This window comes from Mediterraneibacter gnavus ATCC 29149 (assembly GCF_008121495.1).
GTDB lineage: Bacteria > Bacillota > Clostridia > Lachnospirales > Lachnospiraceae > Mediterraneibacter > Mediterraneibacter gnavus.
This window is the reverse complement of record NZ_CP043051.1, coordinates 3,536,589-3,552,639: the sequence shown is the minus strand read 5'-3', so window position 1 is coordinate 3,552,639 and position 16,051 is coordinate 3,536,589. Positions and strand designations below refer to the sequence as shown.

The window sequence follows — 16,051 nt, the reverse complement described above, 5'->3', positions numbered from 1 at the left end:
TTCCACACGTTTGAATTGAAGGTAAGTATGGATGAACTGATATCGGATGAAGCGGCGCAGGATATTCAGATTAATTATGGAATCTGGAAATTAGAAAAAATAAAGAACAGAAGAAAATTACAAGAATTTCAAAAGAAGATATTGAGTTTTATACAGACTGTAGGTGCGGTGTTTTTGGCAATTACACTTCTTTTGCGGGTTCAACTGGATATGAGCGTGCCGATGTGGTGTACGATACTTTGTCTTTGTGTCGTTGCAGCGGCATTGATTCTTCATTTTGTGATTTCTAAGAAACTGGAAGATATGTAGGTGCGGTTAAATGTATGGAGAGGTGAGGCGGCCGTGTTCTTGAAAACAGAAAAACTGACAATCCGAAAAATGACAACAGAGGATTTGTTTCCACTGTATCATGTGCCCTCGGATTCCGAGGTCATGGAGTATCTTGAACCGCCGTTTTCCATGGAAGCAGCGAAACAATTCCTGTATAAAGCAGGTATATGCGAGACTCCTTTGCTATGGGCGGTGGAAGATGCGCGTAAAGTTTTTATCGGCTATTTACAGACTGTGACTTTAAAAGAGAAGGAGAACGAAGATGGCAAAATTAGAACAGACAGTAAGTGGAGATTTTTATGAATTACTTCGTAAAATTGAAAATGGCATACAGAACAGTAGTATGTCAGCATCATTGGAAGAGTTCAGTGACTTTGAAAGTGGAACTGCCAGATGCAGTGTTCGTGTTTTCGAACGATATAGTTATGTTGGAGATAATCGGGTGAGCCTGAATGTAACTCTTTTTCAGAATGGAAGCGGACCGATTCAACTTTCTGCGATTGCTGCAGGCGGCAGTCAGGCAATGCTTTTCAAGATCAATACCTGGGGTGAAGAAGCGTTTCTTGACAAACTAAAGGAGCTATTGTAAATTGAAAATACGGAGGTTAGAGAGAATGAAACGAATTAATTACTCGGTGCAGTTTTAAAACTGGCAGCAGATTGTATCGAGGTTAAAATAAAAGTAAAAACATATGCTGGCAGGGCTGCACCGATCAAATCATTTTATTTATAGAAAATTTGAAAGGAAGCAGTTAAAATGAATAGAGCAGAATTAAAATCAATTTGGAAAAAGGAAGAGAAGACGGCATATATCAAAGGTTGGGATTTTTCGCATATCCATGGGAGGTATGAGGAAGAGAATGATTTGCCGTGGGATTATGAGAAGATCGTGAGACAGTATTTAACGGATACGGCCAAAGTGTTGGATTATGATACGGGCGGGGGTGAATTTTTATTGTCTCTGAATCATCCGTTTGCCAGAACAGCAGCGACAGAAGGATTCGAGCCGAATGTGCGATTGTGTCAGGAGAAGTTGCTGCCTTTAGGAATTGATTTTAAAGAGTGTAATACACCTTCAAGGATTCCGTATGATAATGAGACATTTGATATGATTATAAACAGGCATGGAAATTTTGATGCCAGGGAATTGTATCGATTATTAAAAAAGGGTGGAATCTTTGTTACACAACAGGTTGGCGGCGATAACGATAGAGATTTAGTGGAAATGGTTCTGCCTGAAGTGGAAAGTCCGTTTCCTCATTTAAATCTGGAAGAGCAGAGAAATGCGTTTGTCGATGCAGGATTTCATATTCTTGCTGCAGAGGAAGCGTATCGACCAATTAAATTTTATGATATTGGTGCGTTTGTATGGTTTGCACATATTATTGAATGGGAGTTTCCTGGTTTTTCAGTTGATAAATGCTTTGAGCAGTTGCTGAAAATGCAAAGGATAATTGAGAATCAAGGGAAAATTGAAGGGACGATTCATCGGTATTTGATTGCAGCGAGGAAATGATAGACTGTGAAGAAGTTTTTAGGTCTCTTGTCTGAAAAAGGCAAGGGGCTTAATTTACATATGGAGAAGTAGAATGAAGAAGTTATTTGTTGTATTGGGAATTTGTTTATGTCTGTGTTTTGGATGTGCAGAGGATAATCGCTCACCGATTCTTCCAAAAGCGGAGAATGTTGACTCTATTTGTATTGATTTCACGAACAGTATTCAAAAAATATATGATGATTCAGAAAGCATCCAGAAGATATTATCAGAGATTGCGACTGGAAAACGAACGGAGAAACAATCGATTCAAGATTATCCGTCAGCAGAAGAATATGGAACGATAAATATTGAAAATAATGGTGGAATGACAACCATGTTTTATTATGAAGAGAACGGGAAATATTATATTGAATGTCCATATAAAGGAATTTATGAAATAGAAAACAATTTTGAAGATATGATTTAAATCCGGAAGCTACAAAGGAGCCGAAAACGGTTCTAAAGTGATAAGGGGGATATAGGTGATTTATAAAAAGATAGAAATCGAAGAAATGGAACATTTCTGGAGTTTGTTAAATGCTCTTGATGCAGAAACGAATTTTATGATGTATGAACCAAATGAAAGAAAGCAGCATATGGATATTCAAGAATTAGAAACGGATATCTATCATAACGTGATACATGGAAATGACTTTTTACAAATTGCAAAGGCAGACAATAAAATAGTGGGGTATCTCCGGGCAGAGAGGGGAGAGTTTCATCGAAATTTTCATACTGCATATATTGTTGTGGGTGTATTGAAAGAGTATCAGGGGAAAGGGATCGGCACGACTTTTTTTGAAAATCTGGAAAAATGGGCGAAGGAAAATTCTGTCATTCGGCTGGAGCTTACTGTGGAATGTCATAATGAAGCAGCAAGAAAATTATATGAAAAAAGTGATTTTAAAGTAGAAGGAATAAGAGCAAAATCAATGTTGGTAAAAGGAGAAGTTGTGGACGAGTATTATATGGCAAAAATTTTATAAATTCCGAATAAGAAAATTGAAATCAGGAAGGAGCTTTCTATGAGCCATATTTTAATCATAGATGACGATATTCATATCAATGAAATGCTGGAAGAGGTTCTGATACAGGAGGGATATCAGGTCTCCCATGCCTATTCCGGGACAGAGGCATTACTGTTTCTGGCAAACGAAAAGCCGGATCTGATTTTATTGGATTTGATGCTGCCGGGGCTTACAGGAGAGGAAGTGCTGTCGCAGATTGAAAAAATTCCGGTGATTGTGATGAGCGCAAAGGTTGAAGTGAAAGATAAGGTTGCTCTTTTGCTGAATGGCGCGGAGGATTACATTACAAAACCGTTTGAAATTGAAGAATTGCTGGCAAGGATTGTTGTGCAGCTCAGGAAAAGTACAAGATCAGATTCTTCGGAAAAACTGATGTATAGAGAAATTACAGTGAATATGGTCACGCATGAAGCATGGGTTGGGGAACATGAGGTAAAACTGACAAAGACAGAATTTGCCATCTTGAAAATTTTGCTGGAGCATCCAAAACAGGTGATCACAAAGACTGTGCTGCTTGACCGTGTCAGCGAAGAAACACCGGATTGTATGGAAAGTTCACTGCGGGTTCACATCAGTAATCTGAGAAAGAAGCTGCGGGAAATCTCGGGGAAAGATTATATAGAAGCAGTATGGGGAATCGGTTTTAAGATGGCAGAGTGAGAAATATTTACAGTTTCTTTGCACTTTTCTTAACAGCTTTCTTAACACTTTACAGATAGAATATGTTGGAAAGAAAAGGTAAGGAGGCCAAATTGTTATGGAGTATGTATTAACCACCGATCATTTATGCAAAAACTACGGGCACTTTAAGGCACTGAACCAGTGTTCTATGCATGTCCCGAGAGGTGCAATTTATGGATTTGTAGGAAAGAACGGGGCGGGGAAAACTACATTGATCCGTCTGATCTGCGGACTGCAAAGACCGACATCCGGAAGTTACAGGTTATATGGAAGCGAAAATACGGACAAGAAAATTTTGGAAGCGCAGAGAAGAATCGGCGCAGTTGTGGAGACCCCGTCGATTTATCTGGATATGACGGCGGAAGAAAACATGAAAGAGCAGTATTATGTTTTGGGCTTGCCGTCTTTTGAAGGGATCCCTCAGACTTTGAAACTGGTGGGGCTGGAAGATGCAGGGAAGAAAAAGGCAAAAGATTTTTCTCTCGGAATGCGTCAGAGACTGGGAATTGCGATTGCGCTGGCAGGAAAACCAGATCTGCTTGTGTTGGATGAGCCAACCAATGGTCTGGATCCACAGGGGATCGTAGAGATGAGGGAACTGATATTAAAGCTGAACCGGGAAAGACAGATCACGGTGCTGATTTCAAGTCATATTTTGGATGAATTGTCAAGACTTGCTACTCATTATGGATTTATTGACAAGGGAACTATAGTGAAAGAGATTACGGCAGAAGAGCTGGAAAATACCTGTAGGAAGTGTGTGAAACTGCAAGTGACGGATACTGCTGTACTCGCTCATATTCTGGATAAAAGAGGTCTTGAATATGAGATCTTGTCAGATACGCAGGCAAATGTTTATGGGGAACTGGTAGTTTCCGATGTTGCGTTGGAGTTGGCAGAACAGAATTGCAGGATGTTTTCCGTGCAGGAATACGAGGAAAGTCTGGAAAGCTATTATCTCAACTTAGTGGGAGGTGGCAAGCATGAATAAATTATTTCGTGCGGGACTCTATCGGCTTCGCAAAAATAAGGGCGCATATGCCTGTGTTATCATTCCTCCCATCTATAGTGTCTGCCTGATGCTTTCGCAATATATGCAGATGAAAGAAAGTGGGGCAAATTATCTACTGGATCCGTTTCTATTTCATTTTTTTCTGGTGATGGGAGTTTTGCTTTCGGTATTTGTCAGTTTATATGTTGGAACAGAATATCACGATGGAACATTGAGAAATAAACTGATCAGCGGTTCTTCAAGAAATGCAGTATATGGATTGAATCTGTGGATCAGCTTTCTGGTTGGGACGTGCAGCGTGTTGTTGGCTTATACGGCAGGGTTGGCGGCAGGCATTCCCATGTTCGGCGTGATAGAGATGCCGGCTTTGACAATGCTGCAGACCTGTGTGGCAGGAATTTTGCTGGTGCTTTCTTATGTTTCGATCTTTCATATGATCTCCATGCTAAGCTCCAGTAAGACAACCTCTGCGGTAGTCTGCATTCTGGCGGCAGTTTTTATGATGGTGTTTGCGGGGATTATTTTTTCGAAATTGTCTCAGCCGGAGATGATCACACAGGCGGTAATCGCAAATGGAGAAACCGTTATGGAAACAGTAAAAAATCCTGCTTATCTGACGGGAATAAGCCGTACGGTTTATCAAAATATCCTGGATTTTCTGCCGGCAGGGCAGGCCGTACAGATTTTTAATCAGGGAGTTCTGAATCTCGGAAAAATGATGGGATATTCGATTTTGATCATTTTCGGAACGAGCCTGGCAGGATTGTATCTATTTAATCGGAAGGATATCAAATAGGAGAAGTGAGTGGAAATGGAAGTTGGAGTATGGTGTGGAGCAGGAATTCTGGTTTTGTATAATATTGTGCTGCAGATCAAGGTGTATCTGTTGCGAAAATCAGCAAAAGAAATCCGGAAAGATTTTCAGAAATTATTGAAGACCAATACAAACACCATAATCCGGATTTCCAGCCGTGACAGGGAGATGTGTGCGCTGGCTTCTGCAATCAATCTGCAGTTGGAAACATTTTATGAGAAAAGACGATGCTATGAACAGGGAAACCTGGAACTAAAAGAAGCGGTTACCAATATCTCTCATGATCTGCGGACGCCATTGACTGCGATTTATGGTTATTTGAACCTGCTCAAAAAAGAAGAATGTCCGGAGCATATAAAGCGTTATCTGGATGCGATTGAAAACCGGGCACAGGCACTCAAACAATTGACGGAAGAATTGTTTCGTTATACAATTGTGATATCAGAAGCGGAAGAGATGACGCTTCAAGTCTTACCGTTAAATGGGATTTTGGAAAGCAGCATATCCGCGTATTACTCCGTTTTAAAGCAGAATCATATTGTTCCGGAGATTTCGATTCCGGATCAACAGATCACGGGGAGAGTAAATGAAAATGCTCTGTCCCGTGTTCTTGGCAATATTCTCAGTAATGCGGTGAAGTACAGTGACGGCGATCTGAAAATTGTATTGTCGGAAGACGGTGATATCCGGATTTCCAACCATGCATCAGGTTTGTCAGAAGTACAGGCAGAACGATTATTTGATCGTTTTTATACCGTGAATACGGCCAGAAAATCAACAGGCCTTGGATTATCTATTGCAAAGGCACTGATGGAGAAAATGGGCGGAACCATCACAGCGGATTACAGAGAGAACGTACTGGAGATCTGCGTGAGTGTGCAGAAGTTATAATGGAATTACAGAAGTTATTTATGAGGGAGAGAGTCTATGAAAACAATCGGCATGATCGTTGCTGTTGAGCTACAGTCAGTACTGAAGCGTTATGGAGCAAAACTGGTTAAGAGAAAAGAGACAGCAGGGTATCAGGTGCTGGAATATGAGACGGACCAATATCGGATGGTTATTGTGAATTGTGGACCGGGAGAAATTGCGGCAGCATCCGGAACGCAGTTTCTGATCAGTGAATATCACGTAGATATCGTGATGAATTTTGGTGTAGTGGGTGGTCTTACGGAAGAGATGTCCAAAACAAAAGTCTGTATTGTGGAGAAAGTTGTTCACTATGATTTTGACACAAGTGCGGCAGACCATACAGAAGTGGGACGATATTCGCAGTATCCCGATATCTTTCTTCCAACGACGAAAGTGTTAAGTGATACAGCCAGAAAGATTCATCCGGAATTAGTGCCTGTAGTCTGTGCTTCGGGAGACAAATTTATTGCAGATCCCGAGCAGAAAATAAGAGTGCATGAAATGTTTAGTGCGGATATCTGTGAAATGGAGGCTGCGGGAATCGTGCTTACCTGTAATCGAAATCAGGTGCCATGCATGTTGGTAAAATGTGTGAGTGACGGAATTGAAGGCGGTTTTGAAGAATTTCAGGAGACAATGGATGCGGCAGCAGATCTGTGTCTGGAGGTAGTGGAGAAAATTGTTGCCGGAATGGAAATTAGTAAGAGGTGAGACATTGAAAATTAGAAAGAAAAAAGCAACTTTTGCAATAATTTTTATATCTATTTTTATAATCATTGGTATAGTTACTTTTTCCTATCTACGTTTAAAATCATCCAGGGAGTCGGCGGCAGTTTCCTGTATAGAGGAGGACATTAAAAAGGGCAGTGTTTCTGGAAAAAACAGAGAAAAGCTGGAATCTTATTTGTCAGAAGAAGGACAAGATGTGTCATATTACTTTATAAAAGGATATTTAGATTACCAGGACGCAGAATATGAGATGGCAATTGAAAATTTCAAATTGGCGGCAAAAAGTATGACAGATACGGACGATTCATTTTTAAAAATATATACTTATATTTTTTGGAATTACGCCCTGGAAGAAATGGGAGAGACTGAGGACTTAATTCAAAACAGTAAAATGGCTTTGACCTATATGGCACAGGATAAAGCGTATAAAAATGATATGTTTTTACATAGGGAAATCGCAGCATTTTTATATAACAATGCTGCGCACATTGGGGAGAGCACGGAGCTTTTGACCGATTATCTAAACAACACAAGAGGTCTGAGTAATAAAGTAAAAGTTCAGTTAAACGGAAACATAGGTCAATTATACAGTTTGAATGAAAGGTACTCCGAAGCGTTGATGCATTATTTTGATGGTATTTATATCATTGATACAACATCAGATATTCCGGATGATAATTATTATAAGTGCAAATTTTTGACTTGCATTGGCGATATTAATTTTATGCTGGAAGAATATGAAAATGCAATTTCCTATTACAAAGATGCAATAAAAGTTACTCTGGATGATAAAAACAGGGAAGCTTCTGATAAGAGCCTTTCTGTTATCAATGGGGCTCATGCTTACATTAAGCTTGGACAATATGAGAAAGCGATTGTCTGGCTGCAGCAGTTAGACGAGTGGATTCCAAATCTTGAGGCGTATGCCAGAGATGATATTGAAATTTTGAAAAATGACATCTTGGCAAAAGCTGAGATTCACAATGAGCAGTTTGAAAAAGCAGAAGAATATCTTGAGAATGCAGCAGCGCTGCTTGAAAATGATGACGAAGAATTTTCAAGCAAAAAAGATGTATATGTCAATTTGACGTATGCGGAATTATATATGGCGCAAACCAGGTATGAAGAAGCACTGTCGTTGTATGAACAGCTCTTAAGTCAGTCTGCGGAAGAAGAACTTGGTCTTGAAGAAGTTATTTATCAGCAAATGTGTAAAATTTACCAGGAAAGAAATGATTTTGAGAACTATAAAAAATATAGTACCTTGTACAGTGATCAGATAATCAAAAATAATAAGAACTTTAGCAAGACTTATGTTTCTTCGATTCGAGAGGTGTATCAATATCAGCTGCTGGCAAAAAAAGAGGGACAATATCAAGTGGCTCTGCTGGTGAATATTACGGTGATCTTAGGGTTGCTCGTCATCGTGGTCTGGACTGTCAGATCCGGGATGAAATCAAGAAAAATGAGCTTTACAGATTCTATGACTGGCTTGTTTAACAGAAAATATTTAACGTACTATTTGGAGAAAAACAGAAAAAATTATGGGAAAAACCGACTTCTGTTTTTATTATTGATATTGACTATTTTAAAAAGTATAACGATCATTACGGACATGTTCAAGGAGATTCTGCGATAAATGAGGTTGCCGATATACTGAGAAACAGTGTAAGAAAAAATGATACGGTTATTCGATACGGAGGCGAGGAAATGGTGATGTTCATTTCCGGGATCAGGCCTGATGCTGCTTTGAGAACAGCAGATGAGATTCAAAAGAAGCTTTCAGAAAAAAGTATAGAGCATAAATACTCAGATATATCAGACAAACTGACTGTCAGCATGGGGATTTATAATACAGAATATGCAGGGCAGGATATTTATAGTCTGATTGATAAGGCAGATATTGCGTTGTATCGCGCAAAAGAAAAAGGACGAAACAGATATGAAGTATATACAGAGGAATACTGATTGTTCGAAACGGATGATATATTATCGAAAACCATAGAAAAGGGAAAAGAAAAAAATGAATGGAAAAACAATGAGTATCAATCGAGAAGAAATACTTGCTTTGACAAGACGTATGACAGTAAAACGAACTTCCATGACCAGAATCGCAGGATGCTATGCAGACGCAGAAGGTTTTATTGACGGAACATTTAACGTGAATTTTCTGAAACTATCTCCTGCAGAACGTGAGAAAAATCTGGAGCTTGCGAAAACGGTTCCATTTGCACAGACCAATCAGAATCTGAAACGCTATGTATTTCCAGAATCTGAACAGGGAGGTATGCGTCAGCTGCTAATGGGAATCCGGGACTGTGGGTTAAAAAACGATGCACTGTTGGATGTGTTTTACGAGAAAGTGACAGAAGTGTATCAGACAGAACAGGAGTATGCTGTGTATTTGTTTCATGACCGGTATGACATTCCTGCAAAGGCGAAGGATAAGGAACGACTGGGAGAATCTGAGCAGATGTTTGAGTATCTGATCTGCGTGATCTCTCCGGTTACAGGAGATTATGAACCGGGAAAACCAGAATGTGGATTTTTATTTCCGGCCTTTTTTGATGGGGGAGCGGCATTGAATTGTGTGGATGTGTTTCAGGCAGATTCAGAACATCCGCATCAGGAATTACTGCAGATATTATTTTCCGAAAAATCTTGAAAAAAGGAGTTTTTTTTAGTATAATCAAGCACATAGGTAAAAGCATTGAGAGATTTGAAAGGGGGATGACAGCCATGTTTATGTACAGCTGTGTTTGCGACCGACAAATGGGAAATGTCGGCTCTTTTCATGTGCAATCTCTGATAGAAAAAGCGCACCGATTACTCTGTGACAAGGAGGATCTGTGCGCTTTTTTTGTGCCAAATCTAATAAAATAATGAAGGAGAGAACACAATGAAAACAAAAAAAATCGTGGCAGTCAGTTCGGCACTTATGATTGGGACAACGACTGCTCTCACAGGATTTCCAGCGGTGGTACTGGCACAGGAGAATATGCAGGAAGCCGTGACGTCGGAACAAGAAGAAAAGTATACAAAAGTGTCTGTGAAGAATCCGGTGGCGGACAGCGAAGAACTTACAGGGGAAGGGCAAAACAACGGGCGTGCTCAGCATGCGTTTGACGGTAATGAGTCAACAGTGTGGCATACACTCTGGAGCCAGGATGGACAGAAAAAAATGCCGCATTGGATCAGTTACAGTCTGGATCAGGTGACCAAGATCGGAAGAATCGATTATCTGGGAAAACCGGCTCAAAATGGTGTGGGAAACGGTGTTTTTAAGAATATAGATGTTTATTATACAACAGATCCGGGAGCAGATCCGGCCAGTGATACGGGATGGAAAAAAGCAGGGTCTTTTGAGAATATTACATATAGTCCATCTACTGGAACAGGCACCAATCGTGCAGCGACTTTTGAGTTTGACCCGGTAGAGGCGTTAAAGGTCAAAATTGTTGTCAGAGAAAGCTATTCGTCAGGTTCCGGGCAGGAGCCGGAGAACCAGTATGCAAATGCTCTGGAAATCACAACGTATGCGGTCAATGATGTTCCGGAGGATAAATTGGAGATTGGTGTAACGATTGATGATCAGTCATATACAGGGAAAAGCATACAGGAGATCGTAGATAAAAATAGTATCACGCCAAAGAATGTAGAGAGTCTGAGCATTACAAACGGAAATCTGGAATACAAGGATCTTGTCTGGCTGGGTGGTGTAACTGATCACAACGTCAAATTTCGAAATCTGAAAAGATTGACAGTTGATTTAGAACATACAAAAATGTATACAGAGACAGGAGAAGAAACAAAAGCATTGCCGGCATACGCATTTTCAGGGCTGAATAATCTGGAAGAAGTGAGGCTTTCGGGAGTGAAGGAACTGGGAAGCTTTTGTTTTCTGAATGCAGGGAACAGAAGCTCTCAGGGCTTGGAAGTGTTTGAAATTTCAAGTGTTACAAAGATTGCAAACCATGCATTTAATGGGGCGAAGTTCACGGTAAGAATGAAAACTTTGAGTTTGCCGAATGCTCAGATCATCGGAAACAGTGCTTTTGACAGCGGTGGAGCAAATTTTACATCAGTTGATTTGAGCGGTATTGTGGAATTAGGGGAAAATGCATTTAAAGAGTGTTCGTTTGAAGAGCTTGTTTTCCCAGAATCATTAAGATCCATCGGGCGTAATGCAACACCGATCAAGGAAAGAGCTTCTGTAACATTTTTGTCAGAAACAGCACCAGAGATGCCGACTATTACAGGGCACACTCCGTTTGGGGATACAGATGAGCTGAAGGAGAAAAATGCAGCAGTGACGGTTCCGGGAGCTGGTATCAGCAGTTATTATGGAGAAAAAGTTACGAATACGTCCGTCTTTGTAAAAGAAGATATCAACCCAATATTTAGAAATTGGAATATCAATGCAACAGGACATTGTCTTGTAAAATATATGGTAGATTCAAAGGAATCGTTTGCATTTGTGCCAGAGGGTGAGAAGATTGGAGAGGCAAGACTGCCGGAAGTAACGATTCCGGAAGGAAAGGTGTTTAAAGGCTGGTCAGAAAAAGAGGATGGCAGCGGGGAGCTTTTTACAAAAGACAGTAAAGTAGAAAAAAATATTACATTATATCCGGTATTTGAAGAAAAGAAAAATACACCGCCGGTTATTAATGTAGAGGATAAGGAGTTAACAGTTGGAGATACTTTCGATCCTTTGGAGGGGGTGACAGCTACAGATGAGGAAGATGGAGATATCAGTGGAAGTATTGAAGTGTTGAATAATGAAGTGGATACAACAAAAGTTGGTATCTATGAAGTGACGTATAAAGTAACAGACAGTCAGGGAGCAAGTACAACAAAGACGATTTATGTAACTGTAAATCCAAAACAGGAAGTGCTGAATGAAGTGCCGGTGATCGATGCATCCGACCGAGTATTGACAGAAGGAGACGCATTTGATGTATTGGAAGGGGTAACAGCTACAGATAAGGAAGACGGAGATATCAGCGGAAGTATTGAAGTGTTGAATAATGAAGTAGATACAACAAAAGTCGGTATCTATAAAGTAACGTATAAAGTAACAGACAGTCAGGGAGCAAGTACAACAAAGACGATTTATGTAACTGTGAATCCAAAACAGGAAGTGCTGAATGAAGTGCCGGTGATCGATGCATCCGACCGAGTATTGACAGAAGGAGACGCATTTGATGTATTGGAAGGGGTAACAGCTACAGATAAGGAAGACGGAGATATCAGCGGAAGTATTGAAGTGTTGAATAATGAAGTAGATACAACAAAAGTCGGTATCTATAAAGTAACGTATAAAGTAACAGACAGTCAGGGAGCAAGTACAACAAAGACGATTTATGTAACTGTGAATCCAAAACAGGAAGTGCTGAATGAAGTGCCGGTGATCGATGCATCCGACCGAGTATTGACAGAAGGAGACGCATTTGACGTATTGGAAGGGGTAACAGCTACAGATAAGGAAGACGGAGATATCAGCGGAAGTATTGAAGTGTTGAATAATGAAGTAGATACAACAAAAGTCGGCATCTATAAAGTAACGTATAAAGTAACAGACAGTCAGGGAGCAAGTACAACAAAGACGATTTATGTAACTGTAAATCCAAAACAGGAAGTGCTGAATGAAGTGCCGGTGATCGATGCATCCGACCGAGTATTGACAGAAGGAGACGCATTTGACGTATTGGAAGGGGTAACAGCTACAGATAAGGAAGACGGAGATATCAGCGGAAGTATTGAAGTGTTGAATAATGAAGTAGATACAACAAAAGTCGGCATCTATAAAGTAACGTATAAAGTAACAGACAGTCAGGGAGCAAGTACAACAAAGACGATTTATGTAACTGTGAATCCAAAACAGGAAGTGCTGAATGAAGTGCCGGTGATCAATGCATCCGACCGAGTATTGACAGAAGGAGACAGATTCGCCGTATTGGAAGGAGTAACAGCTACAGATAAGGAAGACGGTAATCTGACAGATAAGATCCAAGTGCTGAAGAACACCGTGAATAAAGAGGAAGCAGGAACCTATGAAGTGACATATAAGGTAACAGACAGTCAAGGAGCAAGCACAATAAAGACGATCACAGTTACTGTGAGGGAAAAGAGTGCAGATAAGCCTGCGGAACCTCAGAAGCCGAACAAGCCGGCTGACACAAAGCCTGGAAAACCAAGTCAGCAGTCCGAATCGCCGAAGACAGCGGATATGTCTAATATTGGTTTGTTCGGATCTATGTTTGCAGGTTCGTCTGGATTACTGACAATGTTGCTGGGGAAAAGACGCAAAAAGAAATAAGTGGTTTATGAGATTTTAGATACAGTAGCAGGTGCAAAATCGGAAGTTGTGCAGAAGACAGTGCTCCGATCATGCCTATTTTGGTGTTGGAGAGGAGTGGAAAGAGGAAGACTTTGTGCATCACCTTTCAGATGCAGAGTGGAAGGAGTTTGAGAAAGAATTTGCGGATTTGATTAGATAAATCTGGAAAAGGACTTGAAATTCAATGAAGATCAAGTCCTTTTCTTTTTAAATCTGTTTTGTTGTCCACTTGCTGCAATCCCATACTGCGTGTACGACATCCTGGTAAAATTCCGGTTCATGGCAGATTAAAAGCACACTTCCACGATAATCAAGCAGTGCTTTTTTCAAGGAATCTTTTGCATCCACATCCAGATGGTTTGTCGGCTCATCCAAAAGCAGGATATTGGTATCGCGATTCACCAGTTTACAGAGTCTTACTTTTGCCTGCTCTCCTCCGCTTAAGACGCGAACCTGGCTTTCAATGTGTTTTGTTGTAAGTCCGCATTTTGCCAGAGCAGAACGTACTTCATATTGTGTGAATGAAGGGAATTCCTGCCAGATTTCTTCAATACAGGTTGTTCGATTATCTCCTTTGACTTCCTGTTCAAAATATCCGATCTGCAAATTTTCTCCCAGTTCACAGGTGCCGGAAATCGCAGGAATCAGCCCGAGAATACTTTTCAACAATGTCGTCTTTCCGATTCCGTTGGCGCCGACCAGAGCAATTTTCTGCCCTCTTTCCATAGAAAGAGACAGTGGTTTTGACAATGGTTCATCGTATCCGATCACAAGATCTTTTGTCTCAAAAATATATCTTCCCGGAGTTCTTCCGTATCGGAATTTGAATTCCGGTTTCGGACGTTCTGCTGCAAGCTCGATCACGTCCATCTTGTCCAGTTTCTTTTGTCTGGACATTGCCATATTTCTCGTAGAAACACGCGCTTTATTTCTTGCTACAAAGTCTTTTAATTCGCTGATTTCCTGTTGCTGCCTTCTGTAGGCTGCCTCTAACTGTGCTTTTTTAACGGCATATACCTCTTCAAAATGATGATAATCTCCTACATAGCGGTTCAGCTCCTGATTTTCCATATGGTAGATAATATTGATCACATCGTTTAAGAACGGGATATCATGGGAAATTAAAATAAATGCATTTTCATAGTCGATGAGATACCGTTTCAGCCATGCGATATGTTCTTCGTCCAGGTAGTTGGTCGGCTCATCCAAAAGCAAAATATCGGGCTTTTCAAGCAGTAATTTTGCCAGAAGGACTTTGGTGCGCTGTCCGCCGCTTAAATCGGTTACGTCTCTTTCGAGACCGATATCCAGAAGTCCAAGTGCCTTTGCAACTTCTTCAACTTTGGCATCGATAATATAAAAATCGTGCAGAGTCAGAGTGTCCTGAATGGTTCCCAACTCCTCCATCATTGTATCCATTTCTTCCGGAGAGGCCTCTCCCAGAGAATCGCAGATTGCATTCATGCGTTCTTCCAGTTCAAACAAATATGAGAATGCGGACTTTAATCCATCTCGAATCGTCATTCCTTTTTCTAAGACCGTGTGCTGATCAAGGTATCCGACACGGACATTTTTTGCCCATTCAATCTTACCTTCATCCGGCATCAGTTTTCCGGTAACAATATTTAAAAAAGTGGATTTTCCTTCTCCGTTTGCGCCCACCAGTCCAATATGTTCTCCCTTGAGAAGGCGAAAGGATACATCTGCAAAAATGGCGCGATCTCCAAATCCATGTGTGAGATGCTCTACATTTAAAATACTCATGACATAACTCCTTTTTGGTCGTATTTCACTTATCAGAACCATTGTACAGGAAAGAGTTGTATTTGTCATCAAAATTCACCTTTTTGCAGATTTTCCATATTATGTACTGTAATTATATGAAAGGAAAGAACACACTATGCAAAATAATCGGTCTTATTCCAGAAACGAACGGTTTACCTGTCAACAGCAGCCTTATCGCAATATGCCGGTGCAGCGTCGACAGAATCCTTCTTCCTCCTGTGGTGAAGCAGTCTCGTCGCCTTGTTCCTGCCGCATTCCCCGTGATCCACTGGAACATATGACTCTCGCGATGGCATATGTTCCCTGGCAGACATGGGAAGACACTTATGATGTTCATAAGGGATTAGAATGTGGAACAATCTTCCCTGTTTTAAACAAACCATTTTATGGAAAAGGGGGATGTAATCAATGACAGACCGTCCATGTAGAACAGAATTATTAAATCATATCAACGCTGTCAGTTTCGCGGTGGATGAAGTGAAATTATATCTGGATACCCACCCGCAGGATCCGGATGCACTGGCTTATTTCGAAAAATACAGCCGGATGCGCAACCAGGCAATGAAAGAATATGCCATGAATTTCGGACCTTTGACGATTGATACAGCCACAGCATCCTGCAGTGAATACTGGAAATGGATCAATGAGCCGTGGCCGTGGCAGGAAGGAGGATGCTGATTATGTGGAATTATGAAAAACGATTGCAATATCCGGTAAAGATTACACAAACGAACCCACAGATTGCCAAAGTGATCATTTCACAATTTGGCGGACCGGACGGGGAGCTCGCTGCATCAATGCGGTATTTATCTCAGCGGTATACCATGCCATATAAAGAGGTGACCGCAACACTTACGGATATCGGCACGGAGGAATACGCTCG

General features: G+C 40.8%; 18 protein-coding genes and 1 pseudogene. 18 read left to right on the top strand and 1 reads right to left on the bottom strand.

The annotated features are described in order from the left end of the window. The first annotated feature begins 27 nt into the window (after positions 1–27). The 15 genes from FXV78_RS17745 (at position 28) to FXV78_RS18400 (ending at position 13,362) form a co-directional block, all read left to right on the top strand. Positions 28–309: a hypothetical protein gene (locus FXV78_RS17745; RefSeq protein ID WP_004844257.1), complete on the top strand. Its 282-nt coding sequence runs from the start codon at positions 28–30 to the stop codon at positions 307–309. Between the two features lie 33 nt (positions 310–342). Further along, entirely contained in the window at positions 343–633 is a 291-nt protein-coding gene (locus FXV78_RS17740; protein WP_044949403.1) for a GNAT family N-acetyltransferase, read from the top strand. Further along, positions 593–919 carry a DUF6054 family protein gene (locus FXV78_RS17735; protein WP_004844253.1) on the top strand — a complete coding sequence of 109 codons (327 nt, stop codon included), beginning with the start codon at positions 593–595 and terminating at the stop codon, positions 917–919. The genes FXV78_RS17740 and FXV78_RS17735 overlap by 41 nt, the downstream gene beginning before the upstream one ends. A gap of 168 nt (positions 920–1,087) precedes the next feature. Beyond that, on the top strand, positions 1,088–1,846 hold the full coding sequence (locus FXV78_RS17730) for a class I SAM-dependent methyltransferase (protein ID WP_004844252.1): 759 nt from the start codon (positions 1,088–1,090) through the stop codon (positions 1,844–1,846). A gap of 73 nt (positions 1,847–1,919) precedes the next feature. Next, positions 1,920–2,294 carry a DUF5301 domain-containing protein gene (locus FXV78_RS17725; RefSeq protein ID WP_004844251.1) on the top strand — a complete coding sequence of 125 codons (375 nt, stop codon included), beginning with the start codon at positions 1,920–1,922 and terminating at the stop codon, positions 2,292–2,294. Between the two features lie 55 nt (positions 2,295–2,349). Beyond that, entirely contained in the window at positions 2,350–2,853 is a 504-nt protein-coding gene (locus FXV78_RS17720; protein ID WP_004844250.1) for a GNAT family N-acetyltransferase, read from the top strand. Positions 2,854–2,892: 39 nt separating this feature from the next. Further along, the gene (locus tag FXV78_RS17715; protein WP_004844249.1) at positions 2,893–3,555 is read left to right on the top strand and encodes a response regulator transcription factor; all 663 of its coding nucleotides are present in this window, start codon (positions 2,893–2,895) and stop codon (positions 3,553–3,555) included. A 97-nt stretch (positions 3,556–3,652) separates the two neighbouring features. Next, positions 3,653–4,567, top strand: coding sequence for an ABC transporter ATP-binding protein (locus FXV78_RS17710; protein ID WP_004844248.1), 915 nt, complete (start codon positions 3,653–3,655; stop codon positions 4,565–4,567). Further along, positions 4,560–5,384 carry an ABC-2 transporter permease gene (locus FXV78_RS17705; RefSeq protein ID WP_004844247.1) on the top strand — a complete coding sequence of 275 codons (825 nt, stop codon included), beginning with the start codon at positions 4,560–4,562 and terminating at the stop codon, positions 5,382–5,384. The genes FXV78_RS17710 and FXV78_RS17705 overlap by 8 nt, the downstream gene beginning before the upstream one ends. A gap of 15 nt (positions 5,385–5,399) precedes the next feature. Then, the gene (locus FXV78_RS17700) at positions 5,400–6,293 is read left to right on the top strand and encodes a sensor histidine kinase (protein ID WP_004844246.1); all 894 of its coding nucleotides are present in this window, start codon (positions 5,400–5,402) and stop codon (positions 6,291–6,293) included. A 36-nt stretch (positions 6,294–6,329) separates the two neighbouring features. Continuing rightward, on the top strand, positions 6,330–7,025 hold the full coding sequence (locus tag FXV78_RS17695; protein WP_004844245.1) for a 5'-methylthioadenosine/S-adenosylhomocysteine nucleosidase: 696 nt from the start codon (positions 6,330–6,332) through the stop codon (positions 7,023–7,025). A gap of 214 nt (positions 7,026–7,239) precedes the next feature. Continuing rightward, entirely contained in the window at positions 7,240–8,682 is a 1,443-nt protein-coding gene (locus FXV78_RS18405; protein WP_131588785.1) for a tetratricopeptide repeat protein, read from the top strand. Next, on the top strand, positions 8,613–9,011 hold the full coding sequence (locus FXV78_RS17685; protein ID WP_226971826.1) for a GGDEF domain-containing protein: 399 nt from the start codon (positions 8,613–8,615) through the stop codon (positions 9,009–9,011). The genes FXV78_RS18405 and FXV78_RS17685 overlap by 70 nt, the downstream gene beginning before the upstream one ends. Before the next feature lie 55 nt (positions 9,012–9,066). Then, positions 9,067–9,708: a DUF4317 family protein gene (locus tag FXV78_RS17680; RefSeq protein WP_004844242.1), complete on the top strand. Its 642-nt coding sequence runs from the start codon at positions 9,067–9,069 to the stop codon at positions 9,706–9,708. Between the two features lie 234 nt (positions 9,709–9,942). Beyond that, positions 9,943–13,362 (top strand): immunoglobulin-like domain-containing protein, encoded by a 3,420-nt coding sequence (locus FXV78_RS18400; protein WP_243133488.1) that lies wholly within the window; start codon positions 9,943–9,945, stop codon positions 13,360–13,362. Positions 13,363–13,590: 228 nt separating this feature from the next. Here the strand turns inward: FXV78_RS18400 and FXV78_RS17635 are convergent, their stop codons facing one another. Continuing rightward, positions 13,591–15,147, bottom strand: a complete 1,557-nt coding sequence (locus FXV78_RS17635; RefSeq protein ID WP_009244403.1) for an ABC-F family ATP-binding cassette domain-containing protein — start codon at positions 15,145–15,147, stop codon at positions 13,591–13,593. Positions 15,148–15,283: 136 nt separating this feature from the next. On the opposite strand from FXV78_RS17635, the gene FXV78_RS19010 reads away from it, so the two are divergent. From FXV78_RS19010 to FXV78_RS17620, 3 genes and pseudogenes are all read left to right on the top strand, one after another. Next, complete coding sequence (locus FXV78_RS19010) at positions 15,284–15,580, top strand: spore coat associated protein CotJA (protein ID WP_024854476.1); 297 nt, start codon at positions 15,284–15,286, stop codon at positions 15,578–15,580. Next, on the top strand, positions 15,577–15,846 hold the full coding sequence (locus tag FXV78_RS17625) for a spore coat protein CotJB (protein ID WP_004844200.1): 270 nt from the start codon (positions 15,577–15,579) through the stop codon (positions 15,844–15,846). The genes FXV78_RS19010 and FXV78_RS17625 overlap by 4 nt, the downstream gene beginning before the upstream one ends. Positions 15,847–15,848: 2 nt before the next feature. Beyond that, positions 15,849–16,049: pseudogene (locus FXV78_RS17620) on the top strand (manganese catalase family protein); the annotation flags it as partial. Between the last annotated feature and the right edge of the window lie 2 nt (positions 16,050–16,051).

What these genes read in the sequence shown, in the direction of transcription:
- FXV78_RS17745 (WP_004844257.1), top strand. Translation starts at nt 28, where the DNA reads ATGGATGAACTGATATCGGATGAAGCGGCGCAGGATATTCAGATTAAT.
- FXV78_RS17735 (WP_004844253.1), top strand. Translation starts at nt 593, where the DNA reads ATGGCAAAATTAGAACAGACAGTAAGTGGAGATTTTTATGAATTACTT.
- FXV78_RS17730 (WP_004844252.1), top strand. Translation starts at nt 1,088, where the DNA reads ATGAATAGAGCAGAATTAAAATCAATTTGGAAAAAGGAAGAGAAGACG.
- FXV78_RS17725 (WP_004844251.1), top strand. Translation starts at nt 1,920, where the DNA reads ATGAAGAAGTTATTTGTTGTATTGGGAATTTGTTTATGTCTGTGTTTT.
- FXV78_RS17715 (WP_004844249.1), top strand. Translation starts at nt 2,893, where the DNA reads ATGAGCCATATTTTAATCATAGATGACGATATTCATATCAATGAAATG.
- FXV78_RS17710 (WP_004844248.1), top strand. Translation starts at nt 3,653, where the DNA reads ATGGAGTATGTATTAACCACCGATCATTTATGCAAAAACTACGGGCAC.
- FXV78_RS17705 (WP_004844247.1), top strand. Translation starts at nt 4,560, where the DNA reads ATGAATAAATTATTTCGTGCGGGACTCTATCGGCTTCGCAAAAATAAG.
- FXV78_RS17700 (WP_004844246.1), top strand. Translation starts at nt 5,400, where the DNA reads ATGGAAGTTGGAGTATGGTGTGGAGCAGGAATTCTGGTTTTGTATAAT.
- FXV78_RS17695 (WP_004844245.1), top strand. Translation starts at nt 6,330, where the DNA reads ATGAAAACAATCGGCATGATCGTTGCTGTTGAGCTACAGTCAGTACTG.
- FXV78_RS17680 (WP_004844242.1), top strand. Translation starts at nt 9,067, where the DNA reads ATGAATGGAAAAACAATGAGTATCAATCGAGAAGAAATACTTGCTTTG.
- FXV78_RS18400 (WP_243133488.1), top strand. Translation starts at nt 9,943, where the DNA reads ATGAAAACAAAAAAAATCGTGGCAGTCAGTTCGGCACTTATGATTGGG.
- FXV78_RS17635 (WP_009244403.1), bottom strand. Translation starts at nt 15,147, where the DNA reads ATGAGTATTTTAAATGTAGAGCATCTCACACATGGATTTGGAGATCGC.
- FXV78_RS19010 (WP_024854476.1), top strand. Translation starts at nt 15,284, where the DNA reads ATGCAAAATAATCGGTCTTATTCCAGAAACGAACGGTTTACCTGTCAA.
- FXV78_RS17625 (WP_004844200.1), top strand. Translation starts at nt 15,577, where the DNA reads ATGACAGACCGTCCATGTAGAACAGAATTATTAAATCATATCAACGCT.